Raw genomic sequence first — 18,100 nt, 5'->3', positions numbered from 1 at the left:
TCAAAAAAGGAGGAAATACAAACCGGTGCAAGGATGCACCGGCGGTTTATAGATTCATTTCAGGGCTCGGGTTGCTCGCTCGGTGCGCCAGGCTCAACGGCAAAAATCGTCTCTGGCAGGCGGAAACCCTGGAGCTTGCGTAGCACCAGCGGCCCGTCACCCAGTTCGCTGCGCAGGATGAACTTGAGCTGCTCGCCATCCGGGGTGACCCACACCAGTTGGCTGCGGCCACTGTCGAGCGGCGTGACCTGCGCTTTATCCAGCAGGCGGATCAGCCCCCAGTTCCCCTGCTGGTCGGCATACAGTTGCATATCGGCTTTCACACTGCGCCAACTCAGCTGTACCCCTGGGTAATAGCTCTCGCCCGGCCAGGTGAAACTCTGCCAGCTTTCCATCTGGTTGAAATAATCCAGATTCTGCTCGTCTATCGTCAGTTGCATCCGGGCAACATCGCGCGAAGGCCGGGCCATCAGTTCAAACCGCACACCGGCATCCCCCTGGGCAAAGACGATATCCGCAATCTCTGCCAGTTGGTTGATGGCACTGAGGAACGCCGGATCCACGGTCATTCCCTGACTGGCTGACGGATCCACCACCCAACGGTTACCTTCCTGCTGCAGAATACCGCCTAAGTTGGCTTTCAGGAACGCGGTGATACGGCCGGAATCGCCACGTAGGAACTGCGCCAGCAGCGGCAGAGAAGCATCGCTGCCGGTGGCTTTAAAAGGGTAACGCCCGGCAAAGGCGGTATTCCACTGCTCGACAATCGTACTCTGCCAGCGGGCATTCAGGCTGCGCGCGGCAGGGGCCAGCACCTGCCGCCAGGCCAGGTCCAGCGGCTGCACAAACAGCGACTGACCAAAACCGCTCCACTCCTGCCCGAGGCTGGCGGCCGCCAGCCTGCCATAGTCACGGGTATCGGTCAGATCGACAGCTTTACCCTGAAAAACGGTCTGGGCTAACATTTGTGACATCGCCTGCGGATCCGGTGCACTGGTCACCTGTTGCAGTTTGAGGCGCACCTGCGTAACGCGAGCCAGCCACGACTGGAAGCTCAGGTTACCGTTATTGCCGGTACCATCTTTGCCCTCCATCAGCCCCATCAGCGGCCCAAACACCGCGTCCAATGGCCCTTTCGGCCCCTGAGCCTGCGCAATAAACTGCTGGGGATCCTTTTCGCGGCCTATCAGCTTTTTCGCCGAATCCACCAACGAATCCGCCAGTGCCTCGCCCTTCTGACCCGTCTTGCCCTGCCAGGCCAGCGTATTCATCAGTGCCACCAGCGGCGACTGGCGCACATCGGCTAACAGGTTAAGCTGGGCGATGACTTCCGACAGGGAATTTACCTCCTGCCACTGGATGGTGTTCACCATATTCAGCCAGGCATTACCGAAGTCGGTAAAATAACGCTCGGTCAGGCGCGCTTTCAGGGCTTCCGACGAGACTTCGCTTCCCGCTGGATGCGTTTTGTCTGTCAGCACCCAGTCGATTTCATCACGGCGGGTTTTCACCACCTCATCAATGGCACGCTGAACCTGCTCTTCCCAGGCTTGGCGGGTGAACATCCCCGGTACCACCTCATCGGTATAAAACAGCGTGTCGGGATCCGTATCGCCAGTCATGTCCGCCAGCGTCAAGTCCGGCCAGTTGCTGGCGACGCGTTTCAGCATATCCTGATACAACCCAGACTCCGCATTGCGCTGGCCAATCTGCTTAAGCAGGATCTGGCGCACGGTGCCGACCAGGTTAACGTCAGGCTTGGTTTTCCACTGCGGATGATCGGGCAGATGCTGGGTATAAAATCCCAGCAGTTTCGGAGCCAGCTCCTGCCAAGTGCCCGTCGGTACCCCCTCACGCTGTGGCCACAAGGTCAGCACGTTTTTCGCCATCCACTCGGCATCCGCTTTTTCCGGGTGACCCAGCATCAGATAGCCTTTCAACAAGGTGTAGGTCTGCTGTGTGCCCTGGGCTCTGGCATCGCTGGCCGGAGGCAGTTGTACAAAAGCATTCAGTTGCGTTTTGAGATGCTCTGCTGTGGCATCACGCATCAGTTGCACGTTATTGCGGGCATACAACGGCCAGAGGGCCGCCAGGGTATCGTGGTCCTGATTAAGGCCAAAGCGGGTATACCAAGGCGCACCAGTAGTTTCGCGATGTTGCAGACGCGCGATGGCCTGCTGGAGCATAAGCTGGTTACGCAGGCGTTCAGCCAATGGCTGTTGGGTATCCGCCGCCAGGCGAGCCGTCTCCTGCGCCTGATAAATCTGCGCCCGGTTGACGCTGAGTGATAACGCTGTACCAGCCCCCCAAAGGACGATCAGGGCAAACAGCGCTAAACGGAGCACTTTTAGCCCGTCGACGGTGATTTTTTTCGCCCCAACCTCTCGGCTATCCTCCTCCAGCGCCTGCCAGGTAGGGTGGCCCAGGCGAACGTGCGGGGCCGTATCCGCGTCTGCCAGCTCAGGGCTCAGCATGATCCCCCGCAGCCGGTAAGGGTTGGCTCCCTGCATTAACCCGGTCAATAGCACCGACAAACGGGCTTTCAGTTCGCCCTGCAACTGGGAAGAAAGGCGTAAAAACCAGTCATGACGCGGATCACGCAGCACCTGCGCCATCCCAATCTGGCGCAAGCGCGGCACCAAGGTATCAAGAGATGACACCGCCTCTTCCGCTGTCGCCCCCAAGCCGAACAATGCGCCGGTAGCAGCACCTTCACGCTCCTCCTGGGGCCAGAGTGCTTTATCGGTCAGCCACAGCCAAACCGGTGCTTGCCAGCCCAGTATTCTGTCGGCTTTCTGACGATGGCGTAAATAGGCATCGCGTTCAGCAACAGAAGGAAGATAAGTGGTATTGAACACCTGAACGATGCCATCCAGCGGGCGACGTGGTCGCACCTGTTTCAGTTCCGCCAGGAAGGCTTCATTCGGTTGCATCTGCGCATCACCGGCGTGGATCAGCACCATACCGTCACCCTCCTGCCAGCGATCGCGGCAAAGACCCGGTACGGCGAGTTCAATATCGCTATCGTCGCCCTGCACCAGCAGGATACGCACCTTGCGCTTCCAACGACGACCGTAGCGCTGGGTGAGGTGTTCGATGAGTGATTCTGGGGCAAACTGAGCTTTTGTTACATCAGAATGAGAGTGGTCCGTTGTCTCTACGCTGTCTGCCTGTTGATTGGCATGCCATTTGACGTGCAGACCAGCTTTACCTGCACGTTCAAACATACGCTCCAAAGCCCAGGCAATACTTCCTACCGTTATAACGAGTAACGCGCAATACAGGGCAATTCCCATACCGTCGTAAGGCCCAAACCCCGTGCTTCTGGCAACTGCCTCCGGCCAGAACCAGAACATACCGGCGGTAGCCAGAACCAGGCAGATTAACAACAGAGCGATAGAGCCAATAATGGATGAGAGTTTCATGACTTATTTACACAATCCCTGATAATTATTCTGGCGTCACAGCACATAACTGGTGACAGGAAGGCGCGAATTCTACAGCAACCATTTGCGGTTCGTGATCGGCCTGGCACTGCCGGGCAGCCAGTATCATGGATTGCCATGGCGCAGCAGTACCCGCATAGCCGACTACGTTATCAATATTTACAGTGCGTTGCACCGTGAGCTCTGGGGCAAAAGCGGCACAGGCATTACTCCAAAGCTCATCACTGGCTAAATTCCCACCAGTGAGCCACCCGCGAAGCGGGGCTGTATTTTCCAGTTTCCCCCAGAGCATCGCACGACTCAGAGCATGGTTGAGTGTGTCCTGTTTACTGACCTGTGGGCGATGGATCCGAACGCAAGGTGTAGGCATTCCAGAAAAACGTTGGTTACTCAACAACATTATGGTAATAGCTTCGCCACTATCCTGCGGTGGAGTATCATAAATCTGAGCACTCACAATGAGTAATGCAGCAGGAATATCGTAGTGCCGGTCAAGCCAGTAATCCATAATACTGAAGCCCGATAGATTGCGTATTCTTCGCAGTGGGAAATTAATATTTGAAAATAACGTATCTGCTAAATCAGCGATATTATCGCTACCATCAAATGCCAGATAACAAGGCATATTTCTCGGAAGTACGGCAAGCATATCATTGGCATGACCACAGATATCAGTTGCATATCCGCCAAGAATCTCTTGTGATTTTCCCTGCTCCGGCAATGCAGAATGCCGTATAGAGCAGCCCCCGTTTCTTGCCATGACATGTTCAAGAATAAAAGATTTATTCATTGCAGTCTGATGGGTTTTCACCTCACCGGGTTCGCCTGTTTCTAGCGCATTAACCAGATACTCCCCCACTAGCCAGGCAAAACGCTGCCCTCTGGCTATTTCAGATACAATCAGCTGTTCTCGTTCTTTATTCCATGAGGCTGTACCAACGCACTCTAGCTTGTATGCCGCCCGGCGCAATGTAAAAAGGCAGCCCCAGATGAGGGCTGGCAGACATGTCGCTGCGAACCAGAACTTTAGCCCCGTACGTTCCCCCTGCCAAAACCAGAGCGTAGCACCCATACCGAGCAGAAATATCACAACACCAAACATAACCCAGCGAATAGTAACGGGTCTGCGGATATCCAGTGCTTTAGCCGGGATTACATCAAGATTAACAGGCATAATTAACCGACCAGTGCATCCGGCAGCGACGTCACAAGCGTACAACCACAACCACATTTATGGCCGTGGAAGGCGACAGGAATACCATTATCAAGATAATCTGGATTGCCTTCCACAATCATCGTCGGCCCATGACCGATTATGGGGCAAGATACTTTATCGCCTTTACGGGCAACACCAATACCGCCAAAAATCATGGTATCAGAACCGGCCTGAACCACTCCGCCATGAGTAGTTTTATCGCCGATGCGAATAATTCCTTGCATTATACCTCCTATTTTATAAGAATTTTAGACATTGCAAATACGTTTACGTCCCCACGTAGAACCATCAAAAAATTTATTCACCTCGTATATTTGATGCTTTATCTCACATTAATAATTGCATTTATGCAACGATATGGCTTCTTTTTTTCCATTATTAAAAACCACAAAGTCAGAATTATCTACAACATCAAACGAAGATCGTTCTTTGTCATAAAATCCATTCCAATTCATGATTGCATTACTATTAATAAACTTAATATTTGCTATTGGTTTGCTTTTATCTATTACACTTTCATCAAAGATAGACCCTGACAAGTCAAGTGTCCTAACAAAATATACATCGTAGCTTTCTTTATTTTTTTAATCCCCCCTTGCACAATGATATTGTTACTACTAACTTCAATCTCTACATGATTTATATTTTTTATCAGAATAGACCCTCCAAAACCACCGCAGTTTGGAGACCATATTCCATTTAATGCCTGCTTCGCATTTACTCCACCTGAAAAACAAGCCATGTATATAGAGATTAAAAATGGAATTGATTTATTCATAACCAAACTCCTTGAGGAAATGGCAATGACACAAATTTTTTATTTTAATGTACAACAGGGAGTTTTTAAGTCTGCTCATGGTCAGCATTAATATTCATTACTCCCGCTGTGAATCTACTCGGGTTCATAGCCTGGAAGTGCTGAAGGATAAGCATTTTACCAAAAGATTCTACATTAACTTCTACTGGATAGTTTAAAGCTTGTGGAATATTACGCTCTCTCACAGAGACTGCTAATGTTATAAAGGCTATTAAAAACAGATGATTTATTTTCTTTCGTTATTTTACCCCACCCCAAATTTGATCACATCATCATCTTTAACATGAGCTTTATTTACACCATTTCCGGAGTAATAAGCAACCCTGTCTTTACTGATTTTTATAGTTAGGGTCATCACCATGATCAACTTCGCACTCTCCTGTGAAAACTTTCACAAATGAATTCTCTTTAAAAAGATACGCATTATTCGAACATTTCTTATCCCCATAAGAGATATTCCCAACTTTTGATTTTGGAATATTCTCCCCATTCACCCAAATTAAATTACTATTTGGATAAAACTCAGAGAAAAATGGGTCTGGAGAGTGAGTTCCATTATCTACAGTCGCATAATAGTTAGTGTTTTCATTAAATAATGGTAGCTCTGAAACTATTTCACCATTTTCTTTATCTATGACCCATCCACAAACCCATCCAATACTTCCACATTCTTTGGGGAACTCGCCATTCTTGCTAATATAAATACGGTAGTGACCAGCAAAGTTTACTTTTTCAGCAAGCTCTTGTTGCATTTTACTTTTCCATGCACTTGATCTCTCCTGCTGTTTTTGTGTCAGCATTATTTTTTTGTAAAGACTCCATGGTTAATGGTGACTTTATTATCTTTAAATAGTGGAGCATCATTTTCATTTGCAAAAACAGAAAGTGAAAATGGAATATACACTAGCAGAAAAGATAATTTATTTACCTTCATTTTTTATTCCTCTAGAACACGAACCATATCGTCCGGCTATACTAATTACTCTCTGATATAATGAGTGCGGTAGCCTGTAGATGTTAGTTCTGCATTATCATCACTATATTTAATGTCTTTAGTTACATACTACATAATTCCCCTTTAAACTAAGATATTATTGGTCAGAATTGACTGATTTTATTTTCCAGCAAGCTTCATCGCTAAGATCAATAGTATAATCATTCAATTCATTATCTATACCAAGAGAAAGTCTAACCCTAGAATGAGCACCACGCTGAAAAACACGTTTTGCATTTATATGCTCCAGCCAGCTATCAAAAAAAACCTGAGCATAAGTGAAATAATCAAAATCAATTTCACCCTGCGATTGCGGATCTTGGAGATCTTTTAGCAAGGATGCAGAAACCCACTTTTTGAGTTTACTTTTATCACCCATATATCTTGGGGTTTAAGGGTATTCTCCATTTTTTATCTCATCAAGATACCAATGATAAAATTGAGTTACAGTCTCCTCAGGAGAAATACACTTACTTTCAGAAGCATTAGCACTAGAACTGTTCAATGAAAGCACAAAAAAATATCATTGATAATATAATGGTTATTGGGTAACGAAATTTCATATAGCCATCCTTAGCGTGATATATTGCCATCTGTAGCAGGAGGCAGAAGTTCAAGAGAGGTTTTATCATAGACCGCTTGAGTATCCAGTGACGCACCACTCATCGGCACCTGATAACGAGCAACTTTAACGATGTTGTATTGTGAGTTATAAAAAACCTGAACGATATCACTTGTGTATTTTTTTTAGTTTATTCCACCCCCCCTCCGCCCATGGAAATAATTCACTCTTAATTAATAACGAACCGTTTGACGCCTGTTTTATAAAGAATTGAGGTGGTGGTGTATCGCAATCAATGCCTATATTATCATTTTCTATCCATATTAAATTAAGTTCATTATTAGCCTTGGTGATTTTGTACTTTCCGTTACAAGTGAAAGGCGCATGCCAAGATGAAATACCAACGATTACTTCACTTTTTTCATTAACATTAAAAACCCATGTAATACTTGCTTTTTTACCATCGATAAGTTCCTCACCCTCCTCAGAATAAACTTACTTACCGGTCTTAATATCGGGAATATCTGACGCCAGTGATGTCACACTAAAGGAAATATAAAAAATCGTCAGAAAAAAAACAATAACCTTTGATATATTTGACATTATTGATATACCTTATCAGGACAGGTTGGAATAACTTCGTATCCTAAGCTTAAATATAGATGCATACTATCCTTGTACTGCAGAGAATAAACATGCACTCCTTCAGCACTAGTACAGAGATTAACATTTAGAATTTCATTTTTCGAGAGGAAGAGCCTGTCCATAATTCTGTGTAACTGCCCACCTATTAAAGGTGACCGTCTAAGCGGTCACCGAATTCGATAATAAAACGACTCATCGCCAACCGCCAGTTCTTGATAGGCATACTCCATTTTTTCGACGCAGCCTGAATGGCCAGATAAATCACTTTTCTCACCGAGTCATCTGTCGGGAACACTTTACGCTTTTTAATCGCCTGCCGGATCACGCTGTTCAGCGACTCGATAGCGTTGGTCGTGTAGATCGCCTTGCGGATATCCGCTGGATAGCCGAAGAACGTGTTGAGATTTTCCCAGTGAGTACGCCAGCTTTTGCTGATTTGCGGGTATTTCTCATCCCAGACGCCTGCGAACTTGTCCAGCGCCATCAGGGCCGCCTCCTCTGTCGGGGCCTGGTACACTGTTTTCAACCCGCTGGTGACCGCTTTGTAGTCTTTCCACGACACGTACTTCAGGCTGTTGCGTACCATGTGGATAATGCACAGCTGGATGTGGGTTTGCGGATAGACGCTGTTTATCGCATCGGGGAAGCCTTTCAGGCCATCGACGCAGGCAATCAGGATATCCTGAAGACCCCGATTTTTCAGCTCAGTCAATACGTTGAGCCAAAACTTCGCCCCTTCATTTTCTGCCAGCCACATGCCCAGAAGTTCTTTCTGACCCTCGGTGTTGATGCCCAGGGCAAGGAACACGGCCTTGTTGATGACGCTGCCATTTTGACGCACCTTCACCACGATACAGTCAAGGTAAACAATGGGATACAGTGAGTCCAGTGGCCGGTTTTGCCACTCGGTAACCTGCTCTTTAACGGCATCGGTGACTTTGGATATCAGCGTGGGTGACACGTCGGCATCGTACATCTCCTTGAACGTGGCGACGATTTCCCTCGTCGTCATCCCTTTGGCATATAAGGATAAAATCTGGCTGTCCATCTGCGTGATACGCGTCTGGTTTTTCTTTATCAACTGGGGTTCAAAGGAGCCTTCACGGTCACGGGGTGTATTCAGCTCGAACTCACCATCATCAGTGAGCAGCGTTTTAGACGAGTAACCGTTACGGGCATTCGAGCCTTTTTTAGGGGTGTTTTTTTCATGGCCGAGGTGGTCAGTCAGCTCGGCATTCAAGGCGGTTTCGACGGTGAGCTTGGTCAACAAACGAGAAAACGCATTGAGATCGGCTTCGGTTTTAATGCCTTTGGCCAGCTCAGCAGCGAGTGCCTTAAGTTTCTTTTCGTCCATAATTTGCCTGTCTCCATTGTCAGGAAGAACATATCAAAAACAGGCAATTACACAAATTAAATTACAGTCTCGAGAGGAACGATAGTTCCCTTGAAGCATTTTTTAAAGTGAATTTATAATTCACCTCTTTTTTTAATGGGTAAATCACTGCAATCCCATAGGAATTGTTTGCCTCCTCCCCTTCATTCATTGGGTATTTAAATGTATGAATTTCTTTCCCTAAAGCCACATCATTAACACTATCATTAGTTGTAGCTATCTTGAAATCCCTACCCAAAAATGAAGAACACCCTCCTGATTTATCTGACACCCCAATACATATTAGTACGCTTTTATCACGCAACGTATCCTTTGTAGTTGAAATGGAAATCACGCCAGCATTGACTGAAGCAATACCAATGGCTATTGTCGTGGGTGAAGCCTGCACAACTTCAACAAGCGAACACATCGTGACCAATGCAAAAAAAATTTTTTTTATCATATTTCACCTATAATTACTGCCCATCATCAGACCAGTGGGGAGGATCAGAAACAAGTTTATGGACGCCATAAGATGCCCCAACAGGATATAAACCTGCATTATTTGTAACTGTGACTCTATCCCCATTAGCTTTAAGAATTACTTTACCTATAACACCTGATATCGTCATATCAATAGCTCGTCGCTGGATATGACGTGATGTTAAAGAGGGTCTATACCCGTGATCATTGAAGATGCTTGATTTTGTTGATGAAGAGGATCATGCTTTCATCCCATGAAGATATTTATCACCGCTGAGCAAAAAATCGAACTCGAACGCCGGCATGATTCCAGCCGGGACAAACACGTTTGCGATCGTATTAAAGCCGTACTTCTCGCCTCCGAAGGTTGGAGTTCGGTCATGATTGCTCAGGCTCTGCGCCTGCATCAGACCACTGTTGACCACCATATCAGCGAATATCTGAATAAAGGGAAGTTGAAACCCGAAAATGGTGGCTCTGATGGCATGCTCAGCACAGAAAAAACCGAACAGCTTATCAGCCACTTAACTCAACATTTATTCCATCATACTGTCCAGATTGTGGCCTACGTGGCACAAAAATGGGGTGTCATATACAGCGTCCCAGGAATGAACAAATGGCTGCACCGGCATGGCTTCAGCTATAAGAAACCCTCAGGCGTACCCCATAAATTCAGTGAAGAGAAACAGCAACAGTTCATTGAATATTATGAAGAATTAAAAGTTGCCACGAGAGGTGAACCGATCCTTTTTCTGGATGCAGTGCATCCGACTCAGGCGACAAAACTGAGCTTCGGCTGGATAAAAAAAGGGGAAAAAAAGACTGTTGAAACAACAGGAAGCCGTACTCGGATGAACATTCTGGGCGCGCTGGATCTGAATGATGCTGCCCATCCAGTCATTCATGATTACGAAACGATTAATGAATACACTATCTGTCAATTTTTCAATGAGATAAGAACATGTTATCCCGACTATAAGCAGCCAATTCATATTATTCTGGATGGCGCGGGGTATAACAAAACAAACCTGGTCAAAGATTGGGCATTTGTCTGCAATATAAAATTGCATTCCCTGCCACCTTACAGCCCCAACTTGAATCCCATAGAACGGTTATGGAAGCTGATGCACGAATGTGCAAGGAACAACCGTTACTTTGCCAGTAAGCCTGATTTCCGAACGGCTATATTTAACTTTTTTACGACAACGCTCCCTGAGATGGCGGGTTCATTATCGTCCCGGCTGAATGACAATTTTCAGGTGCTAAAGCAAGCGTCTTCAAGTTAATCGGGTATATATACTATACTATATTGATTAACCATATCTCTTGCTGCTGATGTTGAATAAATCGAACCTTCAGAAGATTGGCGGCTCTGAGCGCTACAGTCGCTTCAGCATCGGGGTCGTGGCCGACCGCTTCACTACACCGATATGGCTATTACCAGTGTCCTGATGATGAAGCGCGTGTTCGCTGTAAGCTGTGCCTGAAGACCTTTCAGCTCCATTAGCGCTACAACGGTGCTAAACCGGATACCCATCAAATCCTTGTTGATATGGCGATGAACGGCTCTGGATGCCGCGATACGGCAAGCGCACTGCGGATAAGTCTCAACACCGTTCTCCGTCATCTAAAAAACTCGCACCGCATCAGGTAGCGCAACATGTTGAGCCAGAAGCAGAAGTCGTTATTTGCTGTGAAACCGATGAGCAGTGGTCGTATGTCCGCTGTAAAAGCAATCAGCGCGGGCTGTTTTATGCCTATGACCGTATCCGAAAACGCGTCATCGCTCACGTATTTGGTCCGCGCAATGCGCTGACACTCCAGAGTCTTCTGGCCTTGCTGAGCCCGTTTACCATCGCCTTCTACATGACCAATGCCCGGTCGATATACCGGACTTTATTGTCCTCAACCAGCCATGTTATCAGCAAGAAATATACCCAGCGGATAGAACGGCATAATCTGAACTTGCGGACCCATCTTAAGCGGCTTACCCGCAAGACCATTAGCTTCTCAAAGTCAGAAGAGATGCACAACAAGATCATCGACCGGTATCTGACAATCAATCATTACCACTAAATCTGCGTCACGACTTGCACACCCAATTAAATTGCATGATAAAGCCAAAGGAAATAATAATTTCTACTACTTAGAGTCATTACCATCTATCTCACACTTGCCAGAGAACAGCTTAATAAATTTATTTTCTTTGAAGTCATATGTAGAATAAGCACATTTTTTATCCTCAGATGATATATTACCTCGTTTCGATCTCGGTGTATTTTCCCCACCAATAACCAAAAGAGTTTTTCCTGGATAAAACTCAATATAAAAAGGATCTGGCGATGGAGTTCCATTATCAATAACTGAAAAATATGCATTATTCCCATTAAACAAGGGAAGTTCAGAGACTATATATCCAGTTTTTTTATCTATAACCCACCCGCACACCCAGCCGATATCTCCACATTCTTTAGGGAACTCCCCTTTTTCACTTATGTAAAGCCTATAATGTCCTGCAAAGTTGACACTTTTATTAAGCTCCACCAGCATAGTTCTTTGCCAATTGGCTGAGAAATTCCTTTGCGATTGAGTTAGGTTTATTTCCTTGACAAATGGACCAGCACTGACTTTCTCTGGATAATTTTTAAATTGAGGAACAGCGCTACCGTCTGCGTAAGCAGATAGTACAAAAAATACAGGAAAGAGAGAGAAAATTTTATTTGCCTTCATTTTTCGACTCCTCAAGAACTCGAACCATGTCATCCGGCTTGATGTGTGCTTTATTTACACCATCACCAGAGTAGTAAGAAACACCTTCAGCTTGTGCAAAGCGTTTTTTGTGAATTGGCCTATTGTACTTATCTTTTTTTACACTACCATCCAAATTATGCTCAAACTCTGTTTTCGACGGAGCAATTTCTTTGTTTTTACGTACTCCGGCAGAGGCAAATTCTTTAGCCCAAGCATAGATTGCATCTTCAACACTTCCACTCCCCTCAAGATAATTGATAATTGCCGGGCGTTTTATCTTGATAAGATACTCTTCAAAAATTTTATCCTGCATAGTTTCGTCATATACAGCATCAATATCTAAGCTAAGCTCTCTTACAGCCCCTGCCAACGCATCTGGAGTAATCTGAAATCTACCAGTTGCAAACAATCCATTTGACGATGGATCTGCTTGGGAAGCCATTACCTGTTTGATTGTCATATTTGTCAGATCCGTTTTGTAATGAGATGTATAAGTCACATGTACGTTATAAGCTGTATAATCATTTTTAGACTCTACATTCCCAAGGAAATCTGCAAATTTACTATGCGCCCAGCCTCTCTTTCTCGACTCGCGCAAGGCATCGAGAAACATTACCGGATGAAAATGCCACACCGGCTCGCCCTTATTAAAAGGTGATACCTTACTCATCCACTCACAATCATCAATCCATTGCTTCGCATAATCGGCACGCAGCCGGTCATAGTTCTGGAAGAAGACATTCCACCGATGATGGCTGCTACCACCAAACCATTCGCTGTCGTGTTTCACCACCAGACGCGCGGCGATATCTCTTAGCCCCAGTTCAGGATGATGCAGGGCGTTGTAAAGCTCCTTTCCTGAAAGTTCACCGTCGCCGTCAGCATCTATTTTTATGACCATATTCTTATAAAACGCCGAGACCTGCTTTTGCTGTATGCCACGCTCTTTACCAACTTGCTCTGAAAGCCAATCGTAAGCGCCTTTGACCCAGTCTTCACGCAGGGACTTTGATACATCCGGTGAAGGCTTTTCCTCCAGTGTGGAGAATCCCCGTTCAGTCAAATCATACTGATGCACTTGTTTCACATCATCCTGACTCATCCAGCTATGTGGTCTCACTTCGAACCATGTCTTACCTTCTTTATCCACCAGAGGATTGCACTTTTCCCAAGGAAGGAATTTGCCGCCGTCCTTTAAAACAATGCTCGACATCAGCTCAAATGTGCTCTCCTTTCCCTCCCCCGTCTTCTGGTACAACGATTTTCCTGACAGGATCTGGATATATTTCTGCCCTGTCGTGACATTAGCCGGGTTATTCAGAAAATTAGGCATGCGCGGATCCATACTGATGACTTCAATATGCGCATAGTGGCAACAGTCAACATTGCCTCTTCCCGCTGGCGCAATATCTTCCCCCAGAAAACCAATGGCTTCTCCGGCTTCCATTACCAGCGTTGTCGGCGGTTTCACTACCTCATCAAACTCACCATGAGCAACCGCCTTTTGCATCCATACGGGCATCTGCAAATACTGCTCACCATCCGGCTCCATATACTCGGGCATCACCGTAACCCAGAATGCCTCTCCCTCGGCGTACCCCTTACCATTTAGCTTTTTTGCAAGACCGAAGGGTTGAACCTGGTCACCATTACGAAACTGTTTTTCCTGCAACACAATGACTCGCTGGTCTTTCTTGAGCTGCCCAAATTTTGCAGGGGCAGCAGAGACTCCGTCAGATGAAACACTATTCTCAAACTTACCCGCTTTACGCTGTGAAACCGTTGTTTTCGCTTTAAAGCACTTCCCCTTTGGGAACACAGATAGCGGTGCCAGCCCCATATACAGCGAGTAAAATTCTAGCCAGCTTTTCTCTTTTTCCGGGTCTGGCTTAAATAACGATTTCACCAGTACAAACGTGCTGGAGTAGCGTAATGTCTTACCACTATAGTCAGCCGTTTTGTAATCCTGATTCAGACGCCAGGCAACCACCTCCCCATTAGCCATACACTGCAAGGGAACTGCTGTTTCTACGGTATCTGTAGTCAATATAGAACCAGGTGCCGATACCGTACTGATATGAATACCGCCATGCCACAGATGGTTAGTACCTGCAAGCCAGGAACCGTGTGGTTCACGGCCAATCAAGCCCATTATTTCTTCTAGAGTTGTGTAATCTTTCCCATCAGCTTTACGTGCTGGAAAACATATTCTCTTTGAATCTGTTGATCTTGTGCTTCCAGCACCTTCATTTTCACTCACATCTATATAACGATAAAGTGTATAAGCAGGCTTAGCGTTTCTGTATTGTTGACCAGGATAAAATCCTCTAAGCTGTACGAAGTCCGAAACCCAGTTGGTTCCATTAAATAGTGCAATATGTCCGTGTGGATGTCCCTCGATGGGTTGAATGACAACAACATCGCCAGTTTGTTGACCAGGTATAATAGCCGTATCTGTCAGACCAGTTCCTGAATAGACATATACAGGCTTAAAACCAACTGACTCAAAAGAAGGACCGTAATCACACGCTGATGCAGAATTTCCAATTCTTGGTGGTGGAATGCGAATTTTGACCCCACCTGCTTCCACTGCTCTTCTTACATAAGCAGCACATCTGCCAAGACTACCATCGGGCTCAGCATGGCTGTTTATATAACTGACTGACGCATCATTATCCCACATAATTCCAGTCTCTTATTCCGTTACATTGATGATTTTCCAGCTATCATTTTCTTGTTTTAGTGTGACCCTGAGTCTTTTTGTGGGGGTTGTACCGCCACCTAAAACTACGCCAATCAAAGACTCCTTGCCTTTTTGTGAAATGATGTTGGTTTTAACATTTGATTTCCAGGAAGGGTAGACGTCTTGTGATTTTATAAAGTAATTGATGTCAGACTCCACCCAAATACCATACCAATCACAAATGTAATTTCCTTTATATTTTTTACACTTATGTTTCTGAGAACATCTTTTCTCTAAATCAGCAACTGAAACTGAATCATCAGAGTCATAATTACACATCACCGAATCGTTGATGCTTTTCATTAATTTATCTGAAATATATCTTTTGATTAATGCGTCATTACCCACCGAGTCGTCATTTAAATATGCCTTATAAAAATTACTCACTGTGCTTTCAGGACCTATAAGCTCAGTAGCTAAAGATGAATGTGAAAACACAAAAACAAAAATAAAAAAAAACGTATTACGCAAAGTAAAACTGAATGACTTCATGCTATATTCCCACTCATTGAAGGATTTACCGGTGAATTTATTTACCTATGTAATATCAGTCACATTAAAATTTTCAGCCTCACTGGTCAAACTTGCCCCTGTAGTTTGCGAGCAACTCGCCCCATAATCTCTTCCAGAGTGGAGTATTCGCTGTCATTCTGTTTGCGTATAGAAACACTTGTTTTCATTACAACCATCCTTAGCGTGATATATTGCCATCTGTAGCAGGAGGTAGAAGTTCAAGAGAGGTTTTATCATAGACAGGCACTTGAGTATCCAGTGACGCACCACTCATCGGCACCTGATAACGCGCGGTTTTAATGATGTAATCCCCCGCCGAACCATGCTCTATCCCGCCCTGGCTCAGTTTCAGGTACGAGCCCCCACCGTTCAGCGTCAGGGTTTTCGGCGTGCTGATCACTATCTCATCGTCACTGCTGGTGATGGTCACCTGCTGCTGGGCAAACAGGGCCATCTGGTTGTGTTGCGCCTGGATCTCCACATCGCCCTGATTGGCTACCAGCTTTGCCCCGGCCTTATGCACAAACAGCCCCAGTGCCTTTTCAACCACCACTGACAGGTTCTTCATCGCGCCCATATCCAGGTGCTGACCGGCGTTAATCAGGGTATTACGAGTGCTGGTCAGTTGCAGGTGTTCACCCGAGGTCAGCGCTACGCCCTGCGGGGCACTGACCAGCAGCACCGCAGACTGAAGGTCTTTCAGTCGGTCTGTCACCAGGTTTAACTGGCTTTGAATATCCGACACCAGCGCCCCAGCCTGCTCGGCGGCACTGTTCAGCGCCTGCATTTCACTGTTGGCCTGGTTGATCTTGTTGATGGCAGGTGCCATCTCCAGCACCTGACCCTGTGCCTTGAGCTGCTCATCTGCCGTCAGGAACAACCCTTTGGCTGCACGCACCGCGCCGAACTCATCGGTACGCAACTCGAACCCGGTGCCGCGCTGTGCACGCTGTGCGTCGACCAAGTGCCCCAAGTTAAGCTGGCTCTTGCCAAATTCTGTGGCGAGCTTGATATGCTCCTCTCCGCGCTTATCCTCTAGCCGAAGCTTACTGTTCGCGGGAGTGCGCAGGACGTTGCGGGTGTGATTGTCACGGGTGACGTGGTCCGGGTGTTCCGAGTCGTGCAACGCGTAAGCGATGTACGGCAAATCGATATCACCATTGCTGAAGGCGATGGCGACCTCGGTGCCGTCGATCAGCGGTGCATGCCAGCCATAACTCTCACCGGCATAGGGTTTCGCCAGCCGTAGCCACAGGTAGGCATAGCCCTGTTCAGTGTTGCTGCGGTCAAAATCCAGCCTGACCCGATAGCGGCCATGCTCATCCAACCAGGCGTAGGTATCGTGCTTCTCCCGGCTCTCAATGCGCGCAGGCAGCGTGCCGGAAAGAATCGGGCGGTTATACAACGGCGGGCGGTAGCAGACGGTTTCGCTGTAGGGAATACCGTCAAACTCCATCTGGAACGGGCTTTGGCGTGAACCACGACAGCGCACGGTAGTGATGACGATACCGTCTTTCAGGCCGCTCTGCAGACCGTCGCTTTCCAGTACCTGGCCGGGATCCAGCAGCGGGCTGCTGGTGCGGCCACTGACGGTAAATTGCCGATTAAGAATACGCTCATGGCGCGTGCGGGCATAAAATGCACCACTTTCCGGGCTCTCCACCTCTCCTTCGGACAGGAACGGTTCCGCGTAGTGATACACCTCACCGGTGGTGATCCCCTCTGGGCTACTGATGCTCTGCGTGCTGTCCTGCGGGGTCAGTGCCTCACGGTAGTTATAATCCCGGGTAGCCACGCTGCCACTCACCACATGGTGGGCGGTCTGGATATCCCAAATACTCTCCCGGCCGCTGTCGCTCATCCCGGAAGGCGAGCGCAAGGGCAGCGTTACGCCGAACTGATAGTGCGCCTGAGTATCCTGGAATATCACCACATCCTGCTCAAGGCGGTTGTCCATTTCAAAACGCCAGAATATCCCGACTTCTGCCAGCAAACGCTGAATAAACTGCAAGTCGGTTTCCCGCCATTGGGTAATCAGTTCCCGCGCCGGGTATTCACGCGACAGGCGGAACTCAAAGTCCGGGCCTTCAAGCCCATGTTTGCGCAATACCTGCTCGACCACCTCCGTCACCGACTGGTTAAGGTAAATTTCGCAACCTTTGGTGTGCTGCAGCAGGGCAATGCGTGGCACCAAGGTCAGGGAATAACGCGTTTCATCCGCCGAGGTGGCAAGACGACGGAAAGACTGCACCACACCGTAGAGCGTGCGCACCGGTGCCGCAGGGGCACCGGTGAACATCGGGGTCTGATAGGTGAATGACGCCGGTTTCAGCAACAGCGTCTCACAGGCGATATCCGCTTCAGTACAGGTGAGTGAGACCTCATACTGCCAGGGCTGGCTTAAGGAAGCCTGCGCACGAAAGCTCAACACATCCAGAAAGTGCTCGCACTCATGCACATCCATGCGGTAACGGGACTGCCCCAGCAACTGCTGGATTTTTTGTCCCGCCAGATTAATCACGGAATCACTCATCATTTAGATCCTCAGGCAGACATCA

At 47.2% G+C, this 18,100-nt stretch carries 13 protein-coding genes and 1 pseudogene; 2 read left to right on the top strand and 12 right to left on the bottom strand.

The window, feature by feature from the left end:
* Nucleotides 1-59: 59 nt before the first annotated feature.
* The 8 genes from ACX9GT_RS09110 to ACX9GT_RS09075 form a co-directional block, all read right to left on the bottom strand.
* Nucleotides 60-3,425 (bottom strand): ImcF-related family protein, encoded by a 3,366-nt coding sequence (locus ACX9GT_RS09110; protein ID WP_473190778.1) that lies wholly within the window; start codon nt 3,423-3,425, stop codon nt 60-62.
* 25 nt (nt 3,426-3,450) lie between these two features.
* Nucleotides 3,451-4,620: a hypothetical protein gene (locus ACX9GT_RS09105; RefSeq protein ID WP_473190777.1), complete on the bottom strand. Its 1,170-nt coding sequence runs from the start codon at nt 4,618-4,620 to the stop codon at nt 3,451-3,453.
* 2 nt (nt 4,621-4,622) lie between these two features.
* Nucleotides 4,623-4,886, bottom strand: coding sequence for a PAAR domain-containing protein (locus ACX9GT_RS09100; protein ID WP_473190776.1), 264 nt, complete (start codon nt 4,884-4,886; stop codon nt 4,623-4,625).
* 284 nt (nt 4,887-5,170) lie between these two features.
* Nucleotides 5,171-5,440, bottom strand: coding sequence for a hypothetical protein (locus ACX9GT_RS09095; protein WP_473190775.1), 270 nt, complete (start codon nt 5,438-5,440; stop codon nt 5,171-5,173).
* Between the two features lie 368 nt (nt 5,441-5,808).
* The gene (locus ACX9GT_RS09090; protein ID WP_473190774.1) at nt 5,809-6,231 is read right to left on the bottom strand and encodes a hypothetical protein; all 423 of its coding nucleotides are present in this window, start codon (nt 6,229-6,231) and stop codon (nt 5,809-5,811) included.
* A gap of 339 nt (nt 6,232-6,570) precedes the next feature.
* Nucleotides 6,571-6,852, bottom strand: coding sequence for a DUF3828 domain-containing protein (locus ACX9GT_RS09085; RefSeq protein WP_473190773.1), 282 nt, complete (start codon nt 6,850-6,852; stop codon nt 6,571-6,573).
* A gap of 973 nt (nt 6,853-7,825) precedes the next feature.
* Nucleotides 7,826-9,034: an IS256 family transposase gene (locus ACX9GT_RS09080; RefSeq protein WP_473190772.1), complete on the bottom strand. Its 1,209-nt coding sequence runs from the start codon at nt 9,032-9,034 to the stop codon at nt 7,826-7,828.
* Between the two features lie 61 nt (nt 9,035-9,095).
* A complete protein-coding gene (locus ACX9GT_RS09075) occupies nt 9,096-9,515 on the bottom strand; it encodes a hypothetical protein (RefSeq protein ID WP_473190771.1) in 420 nt (139 codons plus the stop codon).
* 274 nt (nt 9,516-9,789) lie between these two features.
* Here ACX9GT_RS09075 and ACX9GT_RS09070 point away from each other — a divergent pair, with 274 nt between their 5' ends.
* Nucleotides 9,790-10,821: an IS630 family transposase gene (locus ACX9GT_RS09070; RefSeq protein ID WP_473187389.1), complete on the top strand. Its 1,032-nt coding sequence runs from the start codon at nt 9,790-9,792 to the stop codon at nt 10,819-10,821.
* 182 nt (nt 10,822-11,003) lie between these two features.
* A pseudogene (locus ACX9GT_RS09065) lies at nt 11,004-11,611 on the top strand (IS1 family transposase); the annotation flags it as partial.
* Between the two features lie 66 nt (nt 11,612-11,677).
* On the opposite strand, the gene ACX9GT_RS09060 reads toward ACX9GT_RS09065, so the two are convergent.
* The 4 genes from ACX9GT_RS09060 to ACX9GT_RS09045 form a co-directional block, all read right to left on the bottom strand.
* Nucleotides 11,678-12,265 carry a hypothetical protein gene (locus ACX9GT_RS09060; protein ID WP_473190770.1) on the bottom strand — a complete coding sequence of 196 codons (588 nt, stop codon included), beginning with the start codon at nt 12,263-12,265 and terminating at the stop codon, nt 11,678-11,680.
* On the bottom strand, nt 12,252-14,969 hold the full coding sequence (locus tag ACX9GT_RS09055; RefSeq protein ID WP_473190769.1) for a hypothetical protein: 2,718 nt from the start codon (nt 14,967-14,969) through the stop codon (nt 12,252-12,254). The genes ACX9GT_RS09060 and ACX9GT_RS09055 overlap by 14 nt, the downstream gene beginning before the upstream one ends.
* Nucleotides 14,970-14,981: 12 nt before the next feature.
* The gene (locus ACX9GT_RS09050) at nt 14,982-15,521 is read right to left on the bottom strand and encodes a DUF3828 domain-containing protein (RefSeq protein WP_473190768.1); all 540 of its coding nucleotides are present in this window, start codon (nt 15,519-15,521) and stop codon (nt 14,982-14,984) included.
* A 199-nt stretch (nt 15,522-15,720) separates the two neighbouring features.
* Complete coding sequence (locus tag ACX9GT_RS09045) at nt 15,721-18,075, bottom strand: type VI secretion system Vgr family protein (protein ID WP_473191542.1); 2,355 nt, start codon at nt 18,073-18,075, stop codon at nt 15,721-15,723.
* Nucleotides 18,076-18,100: the final 25 nt, after the last annotated feature.

This window comes from Serratia sp. YWN4 (assembly GCF_055790845.1).
This window is presented reverse-complemented; position numbering and strand designations above follow the sequence as displayed.